The sequence below is a fragment of the Kitasatospora sp. NPDC101155 genome (assembly GCF_044768305.1).
GTDB lineage: Bacteria > Actinomycetota > Actinomycetes > Streptomycetales > Streptomycetaceae > Kitasatospora.
The window spans coordinates 20,005-35,371 of record NZ_JBIWPN010000030.1 but is presented as its reverse complement, the minus strand read 5'-3'; the positions used below and the strand labels follow the sequence as shown (position 1 = coordinate 35,371).

General features: G+C 73.4%; 16 protein-coding genes. 8 read left to right on the top strand and 8 right to left on the bottom strand.

Features of this window, described 5'->3' with window-relative positions; genetic code table 11:
• Positions 1-54: 54 nt before the first annotated feature.
• Together ACIRYZ_RS32480 and ACIRYZ_RS32475 are read left to right on the top strand one after the other, a co-directional pair.
• Complete coding sequence (locus ACIRYZ_RS32480) at positions 55-1,842, top strand: aminotransferase class V-fold PLP-dependent enzyme (protein WP_402951286.1); 1,788 nt, start codon at positions 55-57, stop codon at positions 1,840-1,842.
• The gene (locus ACIRYZ_RS32475; protein WP_402951283.1) at positions 1,839-3,221 is read left to right on the top strand and encodes a threonine/serine exporter ThrE family protein; all 1,383 of its coding nucleotides are present in this window, start codon (positions 1,839-1,841) and stop codon (positions 3,219-3,221) included. Before ACIRYZ_RS32480 ends, ACIRYZ_RS32475 begins: the two co-directional genes overlap by 4 nt.
• A gap of 238 nt (positions 3,222-3,459) precedes the next feature.
• On the opposite strand, the gene ACIRYZ_RS32470 is transcribed toward ACIRYZ_RS32475, so the two are convergent.
• Together ACIRYZ_RS32470 and rpe are read right to left on the bottom strand one after the other, a co-directional pair.
• On the bottom strand, positions 3,460-4,419 hold the full coding sequence (locus tag ACIRYZ_RS32470) for a pirin family protein (RefSeq protein ID WP_402951280.1): 960 nt from the start codon (positions 4,417-4,419) through the stop codon (positions 3,460-3,462).
• Between the two features lie 141 nt (positions 4,420-4,560).
• Positions 4,561-5,244: a ribulose-phosphate 3-epimerase gene (gene rpe, locus ACIRYZ_RS32465; protein ID WP_402951278.1), complete on the bottom strand. Its 684-nt coding sequence runs from the start codon at positions 5,242-5,244 to the stop codon at positions 4,561-4,563.
• 248 nt (positions 5,245-5,492) lie between these two features.
• Between rpe and ACIRYZ_RS32460 the strand changes: the two genes are divergently transcribed.
• Positions 5,493-6,347 (top strand): hypothetical protein, encoded by an 855-nt coding sequence (locus ACIRYZ_RS32460; protein ID WP_402951275.1) that lies wholly within the window; start codon positions 5,493-5,495, stop codon positions 6,345-6,347.
• Between the two features lie 219 nt (positions 6,348-6,566).
• On the top strand, positions 6,567-7,418 hold the full coding sequence (locus tag ACIRYZ_RS32455) for a hypothetical protein (protein ID WP_402951273.1): 852 nt from the start codon (positions 6,567-6,569) through the stop codon (positions 7,416-7,418).
• Here ACIRYZ_RS32455 and ACIRYZ_RS32450 read toward each other — a convergent pair.
• The 6 genes from ACIRYZ_RS32450 to ACIRYZ_RS32425 form a co-directional block, all read right to left on the bottom strand.
• A complete protein-coding gene (locus ACIRYZ_RS32450) occupies positions 7,388-8,074 on the bottom strand; it encodes a C39 family peptidase (RefSeq protein WP_402951271.1) in 687 nt (228 codons plus the stop codon). The two genes, ACIRYZ_RS32455 and ACIRYZ_RS32450, sit on opposite strands and share 31 nt — an antisense overlap.
• Before the next feature lie 35 nt (positions 8,075-8,109).
• Complete coding sequence (locus ACIRYZ_RS32445; protein ID WP_393036804.1) at positions 8,110-8,634, bottom strand: DUF4188 domain-containing protein; 525 nt, start codon at positions 8,632-8,634, stop codon at positions 8,110-8,112.
• A gap of 124 nt (positions 8,635-8,758) precedes the next feature.
• Positions 8,759-9,364: a TetR/AcrR family transcriptional regulator gene (locus ACIRYZ_RS32440; protein WP_402951269.1), complete on the bottom strand. Its 606-nt coding sequence runs from the start codon at positions 9,362-9,364 to the stop codon at positions 8,759-8,761.
• Between the two features lie 125 nt (positions 9,365-9,489).
• Positions 9,490-10,476, bottom strand: a complete 987-nt coding sequence (locus tag ACIRYZ_RS32435; RefSeq protein WP_393036742.1) for an aldo/keto reductase — start codon at positions 10,474-10,476, stop codon at positions 9,490-9,492.
• A gap of 59 nt (positions 10,477-10,535) precedes the next feature.
• Complete coding sequence (locus tag ACIRYZ_RS32430) at positions 10,536-10,838, bottom strand: hypothetical protein (RefSeq protein WP_402951267.1); 303 nt, start codon at positions 10,836-10,838, stop codon at positions 10,536-10,538.
• A gap of 86 nt (positions 10,839-10,924) precedes the next feature.
• The gene (locus ACIRYZ_RS32425; protein ID WP_402951265.1) at positions 10,925-12,310 is read right to left on the bottom strand and encodes a pyridoxal-phosphate dependent enzyme; all 1,386 of its coding nucleotides are present in this window, start codon (positions 12,308-12,310) and stop codon (positions 10,925-10,927) included.
• Positions 12,311-12,495: 185 nt separating this feature from the next.
• Here ACIRYZ_RS32425 and ACIRYZ_RS32420 point away from each other — a divergent pair, with 185 nt between their 5' ends.
• The 4 genes from ACIRYZ_RS32420 to ACIRYZ_RS32405 all read left to right on the top strand — a co-directional run bounded on the left by ACIRYZ_RS32420 (position 12,496) and on the right by ACIRYZ_RS32405 (position 15,249).
• Positions 12,496-12,978: a hypothetical protein gene (locus ACIRYZ_RS32420; RefSeq protein WP_402951263.1), complete on the top strand. Its 483-nt coding sequence runs from the start codon at positions 12,496-12,498 to the stop codon at positions 12,976-12,978.
• Between the two features lie 10 nt (positions 12,979-12,988).
• The gene (locus ACIRYZ_RS32415; protein WP_402951260.1) at positions 12,989-13,315 is read left to right on the top strand and encodes a hypothetical protein; all 327 of its coding nucleotides are present in this window, start codon (positions 12,989-12,991) and stop codon (positions 13,313-13,315) included.
• A gap of 240 nt (positions 13,316-13,555) precedes the next feature.
• Positions 13,556-14,698 carry a serine hydrolase domain-containing protein gene (locus tag ACIRYZ_RS32410; protein ID WP_402951258.1) on the top strand — a complete coding sequence of 381 codons (1,143 nt, stop codon included), beginning with the start codon at positions 13,556-13,558 and terminating at the stop codon, positions 14,696-14,698.
• Complete coding sequence (locus ACIRYZ_RS32405; RefSeq protein ID WP_402951256.1) at positions 14,686-15,249, top strand: hypothetical protein; 564 nt, start codon at positions 14,686-14,688, stop codon at positions 15,247-15,249. Before ACIRYZ_RS32410 ends, ACIRYZ_RS32405 begins: the two co-directional genes overlap by 13 nt.
• Positions 15,250-15,367: the final 118 nt, after the last annotated feature.

The following is a 15,367-nucleotide window of genomic DNA, read 5'->3' as shown; positions in this document are numbered from 1 at the left end:
TGTGTGACCACGGTCACGCTGAACCTTCGCCCGGCACTCGTCGTAAGGCGGTCCGTGGAAGAAAGCACGGAAGCAGGCGCTGTCCTCACGACCCTCAGGAAGCCGTTCGGACTGATCCGTCAGCCCCGCCCCGGCACCCGGGCCACCAGCCCGGCCACGGCACTGCTGGCCCGGATCCGGGGCGGCCTCATCGGTGACGGCGACGTACTGCAGGGCCCGTACGGGCCCCGGCGGATCACCTACGCCGACTACACGGCTTCCGGGCGTTCGCTGGACTTCGTCGAGGACTGGCTCCGCTCGGCGGTCCTCCCCCACTACGCCAACACACACACCGAGAGCTCCGCCACCGGGCTGCAGACCTCCCGCCTGCGCGAGGACGCCCGCCGGCTGATCCACCGCGCGGTCGGCGGCACCGACGACCACGTCGTGCTCTTCTGCGGGTCGGGGACCACGGCGGCCGTGAACAAGCTCATCGGCCTCCTGGAGCTGCAGAGCCCGGTCGGGCTGGCCGAGTTGTACGGCCCGGTGCACGCCATTCCCGCGGATCAGCGGCCGGTCGTCTTCGTCGGCCCCTACGAACACCACTCGAACGAACTGCCCTGGCGGGAGTCGATCGCCGACGTCGTGGTCATCAAGCTGGATGCGGACGGCCGGATCGACGAGGACGATCTGCGCACCCAGCTCGCCCGCTACGCGGACCGGCCACTGCTCATCGGCAGCTTCTCGGCCGCCTCCAACGTGACCGGCGTCCTCACCGACACCGACCGCATCGCCTCCCTGCTGCATGCTCACGGAGCGCTGTCCTTCTGGGACTTCGCCACGGCCGGGCCGTACGTGCCCATCCGGGTCGCCGAGTCGGCGCCGGGCCGTATCGATCACAAGGACGCCGTCTTCCTGTCACCCCACAAGTTCGTCGGAGGCCCGCAGTCCCCGGGCGTGCTCATCGTCCGGCGGAGCCTCGTCCGCAATCGCGTACCCACCGTGCCGGGCGGCGGCACCGTGGCCTTCGTGGACCCCCAGCACCAGTACTACCTGGACGACGTGGTCGCCCGGGAGGAGGGCGGTACCCCCGCCATCGTCGAGTCGATCCGTGCCGGTCTCGCCTTCGGGGTCAAGGAGGCGGTCGGCACCGAGCTGATCCACGCGCGGGAGGAGCGAGCCCGGGAGGCGGTGCTGGCCCGCTGGCAGCAGAACCCGAACATCGTCATCCTCGGCCCAACCCACGTACGACGCCTGCCACTGGTCTCGTTCCTGATCCGGCACCAGGACCGCTACCTGCACCACAACTTCGTGGTCGCGCTGCTCAACGACCTGTTCGGCATCCAGGCCCGCGGCGGCTGCTCGTGCGCCGGCCCGTACGGGCACCGGCTGCTGGACATCGGTGACGACCATTCGGCGGCCCTGCGCGAGGAGATCGTCGAGCAGGGGCACGAAGGCATCAAGCCCGGCTGGACCCGGGTCAGCTTCCCGTACTTCATGTCCGAGACCGTCCGGGATTTCGTCATCGAGGCGGTCGATCTCATCGCCACGCACGGTCATCGCCTGCTTACCGACTACCGCTTCACCCCCGACGCCGGCCTCTGGCGCCACCGACTCGCCCCGCTGGACCCCCCGTTGAGCCTGGCCGACTGCCGCTTCGACACCCCGAACGACCCCGGCGGCAAGGTCCACCACGGCGAGGAGGCTCTGGCCGGCTACCTCGCCCACGCACGTCGCCTGTTCGCCGAACGCCCCGAACACATCGCCGGAGGCCGCCTCGACTTTCCCGAGAACTTCGAGGCGCTCCGCCACTTCGCCATCGCCGAGGTCTGCTTGCTGGCCGACGAGAGTGCGGCCCGATGACGACCGCGCAACCGCCGGTGACCGCCCGTCAGTTCACCCGCCTCGCTCGCCCGGCGGACGAATTCGCAGGCGAGCTCCTGCTGCTCGCCCTGCGCACCGGTGAAGTGCTGCTGGCCAACGGCGCGCCGGCCGCCGACGTGGTGGCGACGACGACCGCGATGGCGGCGGGCCTGGGGCTCCACGGCTGCACGGCGGACGTCACCGCCGGCGCGCTCTCGCTGTCCTACCGCAGCGGGCCGCGCGCGGTGCCCATGACCGAGTTCCGGGTTGTGCGCACCGCCACCCTGGACTACTCGCGCATCGACGCCGTCCACGGCCTCGTCGAGCAGGTCGCGCGGCGTCGTCTGGACGTCCGCTTGGCGCGGTACCGCCTGGCGCGGATCGAGGCCGCCCGACCGGCCCACCCCGCCTGGCAGGTCACACTGTCCTGGGCGGGCCTGGGCGGTTTCTTCACCGTGATGCTGGGCGGGGGGCCGACGGTGTTCGTCGCCGCCGCCGTGGTGGCCGCCTTCATCGACCGTGCCAACATCTACCTGTCGCGCCGCGGCGTGCCCAACTTCCACCAGGTGGTCCTGGGGGGAGCGGTCGCCACCACCACCGCGACGGGGCTCTTCCTCACCGGCACGACCACCCAGGCACCGCTCGTCGTAGCGGGTGGAATCGCGATGCTGCTGCCGGGCCTGGCCTTCGTCAGCGGGGTACAGGACGCCATCGCGGGGTACCTGGTCACCGCCGCGGCGCGCGCCCTGGAGGTGGCGATGACTGTCGCGGCGATCGTCGCCGGCGTGGGAGTGGCCCTCTACGCTGCGGCGCACTCCGGGCTGCGGGCCCCGCAGGTCCAGCCGGAGGGCTTCGCCCTGCACGGCTGGGCCGCACTCCCCCTGGAGATCCTGGCCGCGACGATGGTCTGCGTCTGCCTGGCCTTCTGCCTCCAGGGGACTCGGTGGAACCTGCTCACGGCCGGCCTGGCCGGCGCGATGGCCTGGACCGTCCACCTCGTGCTCTGGCAGGAATTCCGCCTCCCGCCGCCACTGGCCGCAGCAGTCGCGGCCACTCTCGTCGGCCTCGCCACCCAGACCCTCGCGCACCGCACCAACACCACTGCACTGCTGCTCACCATCGCGGGCATCGCACCGCTCGCTCCCGGCTACACCATTTACCAAGGCATGCTCCACCTCAGCCACGGCCAGCTCGCCCCTGGGCTCCTGACCATCGGCCAAGCCGCGGCCATCGGCCTGGCCACCGCAGGCGGCCTCACACTCGGACACACCGCCGCCGACCAAGTCACCCCCAGAACGGCCCACCAGAGGGCAGTCCGGCGGTTCCCGAACCCGGCCTCCATTTCAGTCACCCACAGTGACGACAACCGGAACCCGTAGACGGCTCCTGCCCCTCCAACACCCCAGGGCCGGCGAACGGTGGTGCGAAAAGGGCCCGGCGGCGCCGACGTGCCCACCCGGCGCGACCACCGCGCGATCACCAACGGCCGATCCCTGCGCCAGACAACCACGACCGCGCCGTTCTTCTCGGTACAGCGTCACAACTTGCCGCAGCCGTTCATCCACGAGTGCGTGCGGCTCCCTCGACAACCCTTCGCCCACCATACGAAACCCCAGGTCAGCGCACCCTTCCGCGCGCCTTCAGCGGCATGGCGGGGAGTCCGGGGGCGGGCAGCCGGTCGCCGCCGTAGCCGTGGACCTCACCAAAACGGTTGGTACTCATCCATTCCTCGCGAGCCTGTGCAATATCAGCAGTTGACCGCCCGATGAAGTTCCACCACATGACGATCCGCTCCTCGAAGGGCTCGCCCCCGAGGAGCAGCACCGAGGCGTCGGAGCGGGCGAGGAGGGGGAGTTCGGGGCGGCCGCAGCCGAGGTAGAGCATCGAGCCGGGTTCGACCGGGACGCCGTCGACGTCGATGCGGCCCGTCATGGCGAGGACGGCGTACTCGAACTCGGGGACCAGCGGGAGGTTGAGGTCCGCGCCCTCGGTGAGGGCCAGGTCGGCGCCGACCAGCGGGCTGTAGGTGGTGCCGGGCGAGGTGGCGGTGTCCAGGGTGCCGAGGATGACGGTCGCGCGCAGGCCCGGGGCGGTGACCACGGGCAGGTCGGGGTGGTGCTCGAAGGTGGGGGCGGCGTGCCGGTGCGCGTCCGGCAGGGCGACCCAGAGCTGGGCGCCGTGCAGGTAGCGGGCGTGGGGGCGCGGGGACTCCTCGGAGTGGGAGATCGCCCGGCCCGAGGTCATCAGGCCCAGTTCGTACGGGCGGACGGTCTGCAGGCTGCCCAGGCTGTCGCGGTGCAGCACCTCGCCCTGGTGCAGCCAGCTGACCGTCTGCAGGCCCATGTGCGGGTGCGGCGGGACCTGCATGCCCGGCTGGTCGGCGATGTCGTCGGGGCCGTAGTGGTCCACGAAGCACCAGGCGCCGACCATCCGGCGGCCCAGGTTGGGCAGCAGTCGGCGGACCACCATGCTCTCGCCGAGCGGGACTTGACGGCCCGCCAGCAGATCCTTCACCGGGCCGTGACTGGCCTCGCGACCGCAGCTGGTCGGGGCCGGCTTGAGGTCGAGGTTGCTCATCGCGGTTCCACCACCGTACGAGGAGGGCCGGGCGGAGAGGGGTGCGTCGTCACCGATCATCCATCACGGCGCGACGTTCCTCCACCCGCGCCCGGCCGTCCGGCGGTGCCGCAGTCAGCGGTGTCGCAAAGAAGCGGGACCTCAGTGCGCGCAGGCCCACCAGGCGTCCGCGCTCGCCTTGGCGGCCAGCTCGCGCAGGCTCCGGACGGCCTCGGCCGGGTCCTCGGCTCCGTACACCGCCGAACCGGCCACGAAGACGTCGGCGCCGGCCTCGGCGCAGCGCTCGATGGTGGACGCGGACACGCCGCCGTCGACCTGCAGCCACAGCTCCAGGTCGTGCTTGGCGATCAGCTCCCGGGTGCGGCGGATCTTCGGCAGCATGATGTCCAGGAACGCCTGGCCGCCGAAGCCGGGCTCGACCGTCATGATCAGCAGCATGTCGAGCTCGGGCAGCAGGTCCTCGTACGGCTCGATCGGGGTGCCCGGCTTGAGTGCCATCGAGGCGCGGGCGCCCTTGGCGCGGATCTCCCGGGCCAGCCGGACGGGCGCGGCGGCGGCCTCGACGTGGAAGGTGATCGAGCCGGCCCCGGCCTCCACGAACTGCGGGGCCCAGCGGTCCGGGTCCTCGATCATCAGGTGACAGTCGAGCGGGATGTCGGTGGCACGGGCGAGCGACTCGACCACCGGGACGCCCAGGGTCAGGTTGGGCACGAAGTGGTTGTCCATGACGTCCACGTGCAGCCAGTCGGAGCCCCGGACGGCCTCGGCCTCGTCGGCGAGCCGAGCGAAGTCGGCGGAGAGGATGCTGGGGCTGATCTGGGGCATGGCCGACTACCTTCGTGCGAGGGGCTTGCGCGGGCGGGGCGCCCGGTCGGCGGGCACCTCGTCCCATCATCTCGCGCCGCGCTGCCGGCGACCGCACCCCGCGGCCCCCGCGTGACCGTCATCACACGCCGCCCGTGGCTACCGGGGCCACCGCCGTGGCCATCAGCACCTGAGCGGCCCCCAGTGCGCCCCGTGCCCACCGGGCCGCCCCGTCCAGCCGGCAAGCTCCCCCCGAGGAAGGCCTCCCGATGTCCGATCCCGTCCACTCCGCCCGCACGCTGTGGTGGCTCTTCGAGCCGGTGTACGCCGTCACCTTCCTCCAGCCCGAGAGCCGGGCGGCCTTCGAGGCGGCCGGGCTGGACGGCGGCTGGCGCGGCTACTTCGCCGGCCGCTCGGCCCCACTGGGCGCGGTGGACGCACCGCCGGTGATCGCCGCGTTCTTCAGCTTCGCCCCGGCGACGGTGGAGCGGGCCCTGCCCGAGGTGTGGACGCACGCGAGCCCCGAGCAGGCGCTGACCGCCCGGACCGAGGGCTCGGCGGCGGCGCTGGCCCGGCTGCTGGCGCCGGTGGAGCCCGAGCAGGTCGAGTCCGCGGCGACCGCGCTGGAGGAGGCGGTGGCCCGGCTGGACTGCGCCGGCCGGGTGCTGGCCGCCGCCAACGCCGCGCTCCCCCGGCCGGCGGACGTGTACGGGCGGCTGTGGCAGGCCGCGGCCGTGCTGCGCGAGCACCGCGGCGACGGCCACGTCGCCGCGCTGGTCGCCGCCGGGCTGGACGGCTGCGAGGCGCCGGTGCTCCATTGCGCGCTGGACGCCAGCCGCGAGGTGCTCCAGCCGCTGCGCGGCTGGACGGACGCCGAGTGGGCGGCCGCCGCGGCGCGGCTGGTCGAGCGGGGCTGGCTGACAGCGGAGGGGGCGGTCACCGAGCTCGGCCGGGTCCGGCACCGGTCCGTCGAGGCCGCCACCGACCTGGCCGCCGGCCGGGTGTGGGAGGGCCTGCCGCACGACGAACTCGACCGCCTGACTACCGCCTTGAAGCCGATCGCGGCGCTCTGTCGCGAGCAGATGCCGATCAACCCGCTCGCGATGCCGCCGGTGAACCGGTAGCCGGCCGGACGCGGGGGCCGAGATCGACCCCCGTCCCGTGTGACTGCCATCACACGCCGTGCGGGGTTACCGGGCCCGCCACCGTGGTCATCAGCACTTGAGCGGCCCGCGCGTCCGCCCGAGCGGCACCGGCACCGCGCCGTCCGGGCGTCCGCCGGACCGTCCCGACCAGTCGAGCTCCCCGCGCCCGCCCGGAGCTCTGTCCGAGGAAGGCTCCCGATGGCCGATCTCGTCCACCCCGCCCGCGCGCTCTGGTGGCTCTTCGAGCCGGTGCACGCCGTCACCTACTTCCAGCCCGAGGCTCAGGAGACCTTCGAGGGGGCCGGGCTGCGCGGCTTCTGGCGCGGCTACTTCGCCGGCCGCTCGGCCCCGCTGGGCGCGGTGGACGCTCCGCCGGTGATCGCCGCGTTCTTCAACTTCGCCCCGGCGATGGTGGAGCGGGCGCTGCCCGCGGTGTGGTCGCTGGCGAGCCCGGAGGAGACGCTGACCGCCCGGCTGAAGGGCTCGGGGGCGGCGCTGGCCCGGCTGCTGGAGCACGTGAACCGGGAGCAGGTCGAACGGGCGGTCGAGACGCTGGAGCAGGCCGCGGCCCGGCTGGACTGCGCCGGCCGGGTGCTGGCCGCCGCCAACGCCGTGCTCCCCCGGCCGACCTGGCTGTACGAGCGGCTCTGGCAGGCCGCCACCGTGATGCGCGAGCACCGCGGCGACGGCCATGTGGCCGCGCTGGTGGCCTCCGGGCTGGACGGCTGCGAGGCGCTGGTGATCCGCTGTGCGATGGACATGCGGCGCGAGCAGCTCCAGCCGGTGCGCGGCTGGACGGACGCCGAGTGGGAGGCGGCCGCCGAGCGCCTGGTCGAGCGCGGCTGGCTGACCGCGGCCGGCACGGTGACCGAGCTCGGCCGGATCCGCCACCAGGCCCTGGAGGCGGCCACCGACCTGGCCGCCGCCCGGGTCTGGGAGGACTACCCCCGCGCCGAACTGGACGAGCTGGCCGCCGCGTTGAAGCCGATCTCGGCGCTCTGTCGGAGCAGCGCGCCGTTCTACCCGGTCGGGCTGCCGGACAACACCTGACGCTCCCCCGCGCCGGGCGGGCCGAGCACGATCCCCCGCCCGGCGTAGAACAGCCCGAACGAGCGCCACGGCACCCGCGCGAAGGCCTGCGACTCCTCCGGGAAGCCGGAGGGGTTGTGGATCAGCAGCGCGGTGTCCGTGGCGCCCACCGCCAGCACCAGGTGGCCGCCGCGCCGGACCGGCTCCGGCCCGTGCGGCTCCCGGATCGTCGGGTGCACCGAGAGCATCACCAGCCGCCCGTCGGCCACCTCGGCCGCCACCTCCCCGGGCGTCAACTCCCTTGCGTACGCGACCAGTCCCCAGCGCCGCCGGACGTAGTCGGCGAACGGCGCGTGGACCAGCCCGCGCAGGCTCTCGCCGTCCTTCACGTACGCGCCCGCCGCCACGCACTCGGCGGCCAGCGCCATCGTCGTCGGGGTCACCCCCCACCAGTGCTCCAGCGCCATCCGCAGACAGGCCACCCCGCACAGCCGCCAGGACCACCAGGCGTACTCCTCCGGGCTGGCCGCCCCGGACTGCCCCCACCGCGGGTCCCGCGCCGCGTCCAGCTGCCCGTCCACGATCGCCCGCGCCAGCTCCGCGGACTCCCACTGCGCCCGGTACGGCACCTCGTGCACCACCCGCGCCGGCCGCGCGGCGCCGCCCTGTTCGACCATCCCCCGACGCTCTCACGCCAGGGTGGCCGGACGACTCACGACACTCCCTGAGGGCCCTCGCCCTCCCCCGACCGGTAGGCCAGGCGCTGGGCGGCGTGCCGGCCGCGGTCCTCCACCGGCAGCGCGCCGGTGGCGCCGGCCAGGCCGAACGGCGGCATGTCGAAGTAGATCGACTCGTAGCCGCCCTCGGGGGCGATGTACGTCTCGTGCCAGAGCCCGACGTGCTGACGGGTCCTGCCCTCGCGCACCTTGCGGTTGGCGATGCCCCACACGGTGTGGTGGAGGCCGTCCGGCGCGCTCGCGTAGCCGTACAGCTTCTCCTTCGACTCCCAGTACTGGACGACGTAGTAGGTGCGCGGCGAGGCGGTGAGCAGGATCCGGCCGCGCAGCCCCCGCTCGGGGCTGCGGCGCAGCTCGCGCAGCATCCGGAGCATCGCGAACATCACCGGGCCCCAGTGGTGCACGGCCCAGAAGCGGTTGATCCGCATGCCGATCAGCAGCACCACGGTGTCGCCGGTGGCGCCGGCGGTGGTGTAGCCGGGCAGCGGCCTGGCGAACATCGAGCGGACGAACGTGGTTCCCCTGGACATCCCGACCTCCCGCACCCGGCCCCGCACCTCATGTAATCGGCGATTACATCAAGGCCCGGAAGGCCGGTCAAGGCTCACCACAGCCACAATTGCGTTACTGCGATGGCCTGTTGGCGATCCCGTAGCGGAAGGTGTCCAGCACCTGGACGGCCAGCTCCTCCGCCTTCTCGGCCGGCAGGTAGCCGTCCACGATCATCTGCGCCAGCCCGTACACCAGCGCCTGCCCGGACAGCAGCACCAGATCCGGATCACCGGGCCCCAGCCGTCCCGCCTGCTGGTCCGCCAGGATCAGTCCGGTGAACGCCCGGTCCATCCCGTCCAGCCGCTCGCGCAGCTCCGGATCCGGCGAGGCCGCGAACACCCGCGAGCGCACCAGCTCGAACCGCCGCGGGTGACGCAGCGCGTACCGGACGAATCCCAGCCCGAGCGCCCGCATCCCCGACCCGCCGACCGCCTCCGCGGCCGCCACCTGCGCCTCCTGCCAGTGCTCGAAGTCCGCCAGCACCCGGTCCGCCAGCGCGGTCAGCAGGGCCTGCCGGTCGGCGAAGTGCCGGAACGGCGCGCCCGCCGACACCCCCGCCCGGCGCGCCACCTCCCGCACGCTCACCTTCTCCTGGCCCTGCTCGTCCAGCACCTCGAAGGCCGCCGTCACCAGCGCCTCCGGCAACGCCCCGTGGTGGTACGCCTCCCGCTCGCTCATGGCTGCCTTGCTACCACAATCCGGGCCGTCGACGGACGGGCGAACGGCTGTTCACCGGGGGCCGACCCCCGGGGCCAACCCCCCCGCGGGTCGGCGCCCCGGGGGTCGGCGCCGTAGGCCCAGGCCTACCAGGCGTAGTCCTCCGGGGCGGGCCGGTGCCCGGGGAAGAGGTCGTCGAGGTGGTCGAGGGTCTTCTGGTCGAGCTTCAGGTCGAGGGCCGCGAGGGCGGCGTCGAGGTGGGCCGGGGTGCGCGGGCCGATGATGGGGGCCGTGACGGCCGGGCGGGAGAGCAGCCAGGCGAGGGCGAGGTCGGCGGGGTCGGTGCCGAGTTCGTCGGCGAAGTCCTCGTAGGCCTGGATCCGCTCGCGGTACTTCTCCAGGAGCTCACTCGCGTAGCCCAGCGCGCTGCGGCCGCGGGTGCCCTCGCGCTCCTTGCGCAGGACGCCGCCGAGCAGGCCACTGCGCAGCGGGGACCAGGGGATCAGTCCGAGGCCGTAGTGCTGGAGGGCGGGGATGACCTCGAGTTCGACGGTGCGGTCGAGCAGGTTGTAGAGCGACTGCTCGCTGACCAGGCCGAGGAAGTGCCGGGAGCGGGCGGCCTCCTGGGCCTGGGCGATGTGCCAGCCGGCGAAGTTGCTGGAGCCGACATAGATGATCTTGCCCTGGGCGACCAGGACCTCCATCGCCTGCCAGATCTCCTCCCAGGGCGTGTCCCGGTCGATGTGGTGCATCTGGTAGAGGTCGATGTGGTCGGTCTGCAGCCTGCGCAGGCTGGCCTCGACGGCCTTGCGGATGGCGAGCGCGGAGAGCCGGCCCTCGTTGGGCCAGTCGCTCATCTCGGCGTAGGCCTTGGTGGCGAGCACGGTGCGCTCGCGACGCCCGCCGCCCTCGGCGAACCAGCGGCCGATGATCTCCTCGGTGCGGCCCTTGAGGTTGCCCTCGCTGTCGCGGCCGTAGGCGTTGGCGGTGTCGAAGAAGTTGATGCCGCGCTCGTGGGCGGTGTCCATGAGGCGGTGGGCCTCGGCCTCCTCGGTGTGGGGGCCGAAGTTCATGGTGCCGAGGCAGAGACGGGACACGGTCAGGCCGGTGCGGCCGAGGTGGGTGTACTCCATGGCGCCCCACCCAAGACCACACCGGCACGAGTGTCCAGCACATTTCAGGACCCGGTGGGTCACCGTCCGTGGGTGGCGAACTTCCGTACGGCCAGCGGCCGGCAGAGCGCGAGCAGCAACGCGCTCCAGAGCAGCGAGGCGAGCACCGCGTGCTGCATCGGCCAGGCGCCGCCGGGCGCGGACGGGTTGTCGAAGAGTTCACGGCAGGCCTGGACGACGGAGCTGATCGGGTTCCAGTCCGCGACCACCCGAAGCCGGCCGGGCATCCCGCCGGTGGGCACGTAGGCATTGGTGATCATCGCCAACGGGAAGACGACGAGGGAGAGTTGGCCGGCCGACCCGGACCAGGCCTTCGACCGCACCCTGGACCGGGTCGTCCACGCCATCCTGGCGCCCGCGGCGGGACAGGGCCGGTCCGACCGGATCCGCCGGACGGGCCCCCTGTCGGCTACCGGATGAGCGCGGCCCGGGTCAGCACCCCGGCCGCCTTCCCGTCCACCAGCACCACCACCCCCGGCTGCCCGCCCGCCAGCAGCTCGGCCCGCGCCTCGGCGGCCGGCTGCCCGACCCCGAACGTCGGCAGGGCCGGACCGAGCAGCGGGCGCACCGGGTCGTCGCCCTTGGCGTCGCCGTTCGCGAGCGCCACCTCCAGCACCTCCCGGGACACCGAGCCGAGCACCTCCGCGTCGGCCACCCCGTACGGCCGCGCCGCCCGCGGCAGTACGGCCGGGGCGACCCCGCCGGGCGCGGTCCGCATCGCCTCCAGCGCCTCGCCGACGGTCGCGTCCGCGCCGACCGTCACCAGCGGGCCGGCCGCCGCCAGCGCGGCGCGCAGCTCCGTCTCCCCCGGCTCCTCCAGGAAGCCCCAGCGCCGCATCCACCCGTCGCTGTGCACCTTGGACAGGTAGGAGCGGCCCGAGTCCGGCAGCAGCACGACGACCAGGTCCTCCGGCCCCAGCCCGCGCGCCACCCGCAGGGCCGCCGCCACCGCCGTGCCGGACGACGGACCGGCCAGGATGCCCTCCTCGCGGGCGAGCCGACGGGCCGTCAGCAGCGATTCGCGGTCCGGGATCCGCTCGAAGGAGTCGATCACCTCCGAGCGGTAGGCCTGCGGCCAGCGGTCCTCGACCGTCTCGGGGTGCAGGAAGTGCCCGATGCTCTCGACGAACCACGGGCTGCCGTCCCCGCCGCCGTACGAGGAGGACTCCGGGTCCGCGCCGATGACGGTCACCGAGCCGCCGGACACCTGCTTGAGATGGCCGCCGGTGCCGGTGACGGTGCCGCCGGTGCCGACGCCCGCCACGAAGTGGGTCACCCGGCCGCCGGTCTGCTCCCAGATCTCGGGACCGGTGGTGCGGACATGGGCGTCCGGATTGGCCAGGTTGTCGTACTGATTGGCGAGCCAGGCACCGGGGATCTCCTCGGTGAGCCGCCGGACCACGTTGAACAGGTGCCGGGGATCCTCCTGCGGCACCGAGGTCGTCGCGAGCACCACCTCGGCGCCGTACGCCCGCAGGATGTCCGACTTCTCCGGCGACGACTTGTCCGACACCCCGGCGATCACCCGGTAGCCGCGCTGACGGCCCACGATGGCCAGCCCGATGCCGGTGTTGCCGGAGGTCGCCTCGATGATCGTCCCACCAGGCTTCAGCAGACCCTCCCGCTCGGCGGCCAGGATCATCGACAGTGCGGCGCGGTCCTTGACGCTGCCGCCGACGTTGAGGAACTCGGCCTTGGCATAGATCGGCGCGGCGATCCCGGCACCCAGCCGGGCGAGGCGGAACAGCGGCGTCCCGCCGATCGCGTCGAGGACGGATTCGTGCACTGCGGTCATCATGCGCTCCTTCATCCGGTGCAACGTGTGCATACGTGTCCGAGCGAGCCTGCCCACACCCGCGCCCGGCTAGCCGTCCCGACACCCACCTCCCCCGCCCGAGGGAGCCGGCCCGTACCAGCGCAGGACGCCCACCGGGGCCCGCTCCGCGAGGCTGGGACCACCGACGACGAGGAGTGCACACCATGACCCGACACCATCAGCGCCTGGTCGCCCTGACCGGCAGCCTCGCCCTGCCCTACATCGCGCTGAAGACCTACTGGGCAGCGGGCGGCCGGGCCGGGATGACCGACAGCTTCGACATGGCGGACGAGTTCCGACGCAACGGCGGCCCCGCCGCCCTGATCTGGCTGGAACGGCACGGCGTCGACTTCACCGCCGCCCTGGCACTGACGGGCGTGGCCCTAGCCCTGCTACTCGCCCACCGACCGCCGGCCCGCCCGCTGCCCCGGCGCCTGCTGCTCGTCCCCGCCTGGGCGGGCACCCTGCTGATCCCGTACGGCCTGCTCACCGCCCTGCTCGGCGCACTCGGCAGCGGCTCCGGCAACGCCCCGCTGACCGGCTGGGTGATCCCGGCCGGCGCGGCGGCCTTCGTCGGCATCGGCACCGCGCTCGCGCTCAGCGCCTGGCCGCACCGGTTCTCCCGTCGGACCGCGACCGCCCGCTAGGGTCCCCGGCATGACACGCTTGAAGATCGAGATATCCGTCCCGGAGAGCCACGTCGAGCAGGTCGTCGATGCCCTCCACGCCGCCGGCGCGGGCCGGGCCGGCGAGTACGCCCGGTGCACCAGCGTCTGGCGAATCACCGGCAGTTGGCTGCCCCTGCCCGCCGCGCAGCCCTACCAGGGCACGCCGGGCGAGGTGCAGCGGGCGGAGGAGTGCCGGGTGGAGTCCTTCTGCGAGCGGGAGCAGGCCGCGGCCGTCCTGAAGGCCGTCCGCGCGGTCCACCCGTACGAGGAGGCAGTGGTGCACTTCCTGCCGCTGTACGACCCGGCCGTCGACTGAGCGCACCGGGCCCGCAAAGCCCCGGCGGGTGCGCTGACAGCCAGCCGGCGTGCCGCTTCCACGGCCCGGTCAACTCCGTCAGCTCCAACCCGGTCACCCTCCCGTGGCGAGCGCGTCCGCCCCACCCGCCCCATCCGTCCCGACGCGGCCAAAACCGTTCGTCGCAACCCTCCCAACCCCGTACCGTGGTCCGGTCGATGATCTTGGCTCAGGCCACACGAGCAGAACGGGGCAGCACGAATGCGGCAGTATCAGGGGTGGGCGGACGAGCACTACGGCGCCGTCGCGGACGTCTTCGCCGCCAACTTCGAGGAGTTCCCCGAGCTCGGCGCCGCGGTCACGGTGTACGTCGGCGGCCGCAAGGTGGTCGAGCTGTGGGGCGGCACCGCCGACGAGCGCACCGGCCGGGCCTGGACGCGGGACACCCTGGTGCCGGTGTTCTCCTGCGCCAAGGGCGCGGTCGCCATCAGCGCCCTGCTCCTCGCCCAGCGGGGCCCGCTCGACCTGGACGCCCCGATCGCCCGCTACTGGCCCGAGTTCGCGCGCCACGGCAAGCGGGACATCACCACCCGGATGATCCTCGGCCACCGGGCCGGCCTCCCGGCGCTGGACACGGTGCTCTCCTTCGAGGAGATCGCCGCCTGGGAGCCGGTGGTCCGCGCGATCGAGGAGCAGGAGCCGCTCTGGGAGCCGGGGACGACCTACGAGTACCACGGCCATGTGCTCGGCTTCGCGGTCGGCGAGGTGATCCGCCGGATCACCGGCCTGACCCCGGGCGCGTTCCTGCGCAAGGAGCTCGCCGAACCGCTCGGCCTACCGCTCTGGATCGGCCTGCCGGAGACCGAACTCCCGCACGTGGCACGGCTGGTGGAGGCCGAAGGCCGCCGCCCGATGCCCGGCCCGGAGCACCTGCTCACCCGGATCGTGACCATGAACGGCGCCCTGGTCTTCCCCGGACTGGACGTGCCGCACGGCTGGAACGACCCGGCCCTGCACGCGATCGAGCTGCCCGGCGCGGGCGCCGTCGGCTCCGCCACCGGCCTGGCCGGCCTGTACGCGGCAGCGGTCACCGGCCTGGACGGCGGCGAGCGGCTGCTCTCGTCCGACACGGTGACCGACGCGGTGCGCGAACTCTCCGCCGGCCAGGGCTTCCTGGGCTTCGACATGGGCGCCCGCTGGGGCTCAGGCATGCTGCTCGACTCGCCCGCCTTCCGCCGGCTGCTCGGCCCGCGCAGTTTCGGCAACGACGGCGCCGGCGGCCAGTTCGCCTTCGGCGACGACGAGTTCGGCGTCGGCTTCGCGTACGTCGCCAACCGGATGATCGGCCACGGCGACGCCCGCGCCAACCGGCTGGTCGAGGCGGTGCGCGGATGCCTGTCGTGATGAACTTCCCGCGCCAGCTCGCCGCACTCGCCGTCACCGGCGGGTTCGGCGATCTGCGCTACGACGCCTCGCTGCCCGAACTCGCCGCCCGGTACGGCGATCCGTGGGACGCCGGGCGCGTCCACAAGGACTCGCGCTGGCCCCACGCCTTCGGCTGGGGCGACGCCTGGACGGTGTTCTGCCGCTGCCGCCGGCTTCGCTCGTTCTCCCTGCCCGCCTGGCACGGGGAACTGGAACTCCCGCAGCCCTACGGCGAGCTGGACACCATCGACACCCGGGTCACCGAGTCCGGGCTGGCCGCCGCACTGACCGAGGCCGGCTGCTCCTGGGAGACGGTGACGTACGAGAACATCCCCGGCCAGCGCACCCTGGAGGTGGCACCGGCCGCCGAACTGCGGGTGGCCTTCGTCCTGGTCGACCGGCTCGACCACGACCAACCCCCTTTGACGGACTGGCTGTTGCACAAGGTCGGCCTCTGGGGCTACGACCACCCGGACTGCCCCGAGCCGGACCCCACCCGGCCGGACGACGGCTGGGGCGCCGAACGCTGAAGCGGGGGGGGGGCGGGGGCCCCCCCCCCCCGCCCCCCGGGGGCCCCCCCCCCGCGAGACGGGTGATGAGGACGCCCTAGGAATAACCCCCCCCCCCCCCCCGGGGGTAACCCCCCGG

Coding starts and splice junctions, on each gene's coding strand:
- ACIRYZ_RS32475 (WP_402951283.1), top strand. CDS start 1,839: ATGACGACCGCGCAACCGCCGGTGACCGCCCGTCAGTTCACCCGCCTC.
- ACIRYZ_RS32470 (WP_402951280.1), bottom strand. CDS start 4,419: ATGAGCAACCTCGACCTCAAGCCGGCCCCGACCAGCTGCGGTCGCGAG.
- rpe (WP_402951278.1), bottom strand. CDS start 5,244: ATGCCCCAGATCAGCCCCAGCATCCTCTCCGCCGACTTCGCTCGGCTC.
- ACIRYZ_RS32460 (WP_402951275.1), top strand. CDS start 5,493: ATGTCCGATCCCGTCCACTCCGCCCGCACGCTGTGGTGGCTCTTCGAG.
- ACIRYZ_RS32455 (WP_402951273.1), top strand. CDS start 6,567: ATGGCCGATCTCGTCCACCCCGCCCGCGCGCTCTGGTGGCTCTTCGAG.
- ACIRYZ_RS32450 (WP_402951271.1), bottom strand. CDS start 8,074: ATGGTCGAACAGGGCGGCGCCGCGCGGCCGGCGCGGGTGGTGCACGAG.
- ACIRYZ_RS32445 (WP_393036804.1), bottom strand. CDS start 8,634: ATGTTCGCCAGGCCGCTGCCCGGCTACACCACCGCCGGCGCCACCGGC.
- ACIRYZ_RS32440 (WP_402951269.1), bottom strand. CDS start 9,364: ATGAGCGAGCGGGAGGCGTACCACCACGGGGCGTTGCCGGAGGCGCTG.
- ACIRYZ_RS32435 (WP_393036742.1), bottom strand. CDS start 10,476: ATGGAGTACACCCACCTCGGCCGCACCGGCCTGACCGTGTCCCGTCTC.
- ACIRYZ_RS32425 (WP_402951265.1), bottom strand. CDS start 12,310: ATGACCGCAGTGCACGAATCCGTCCTCGACGCGATCGGCGGGACGCCG.
- ACIRYZ_RS32420 (WP_402951263.1), top strand. CDS start 12,496: ATGACCCGACACCATCAGCGCCTGGTCGCCCTGACCGGCAGCCTCGCC.
- ACIRYZ_RS32415 (WP_402951260.1), top strand. CDS start 12,989: ATGACACGCTTGAAGATCGAGATATCCGTCCCGGAGAGCCACGTCGAG.
- ACIRYZ_RS32410 (WP_402951258.1), top strand. CDS start 13,556: ATGCGGCAGTATCAGGGGTGGGCGGACGAGCACTACGGCGCCGTCGCG.
- ACIRYZ_RS32405 (WP_402951256.1), top strand. CDS start 14,686: ATGCCTGTCGTGATGAACTTCCCGCGCCAGCTCGCCGCACTCGCCGTC.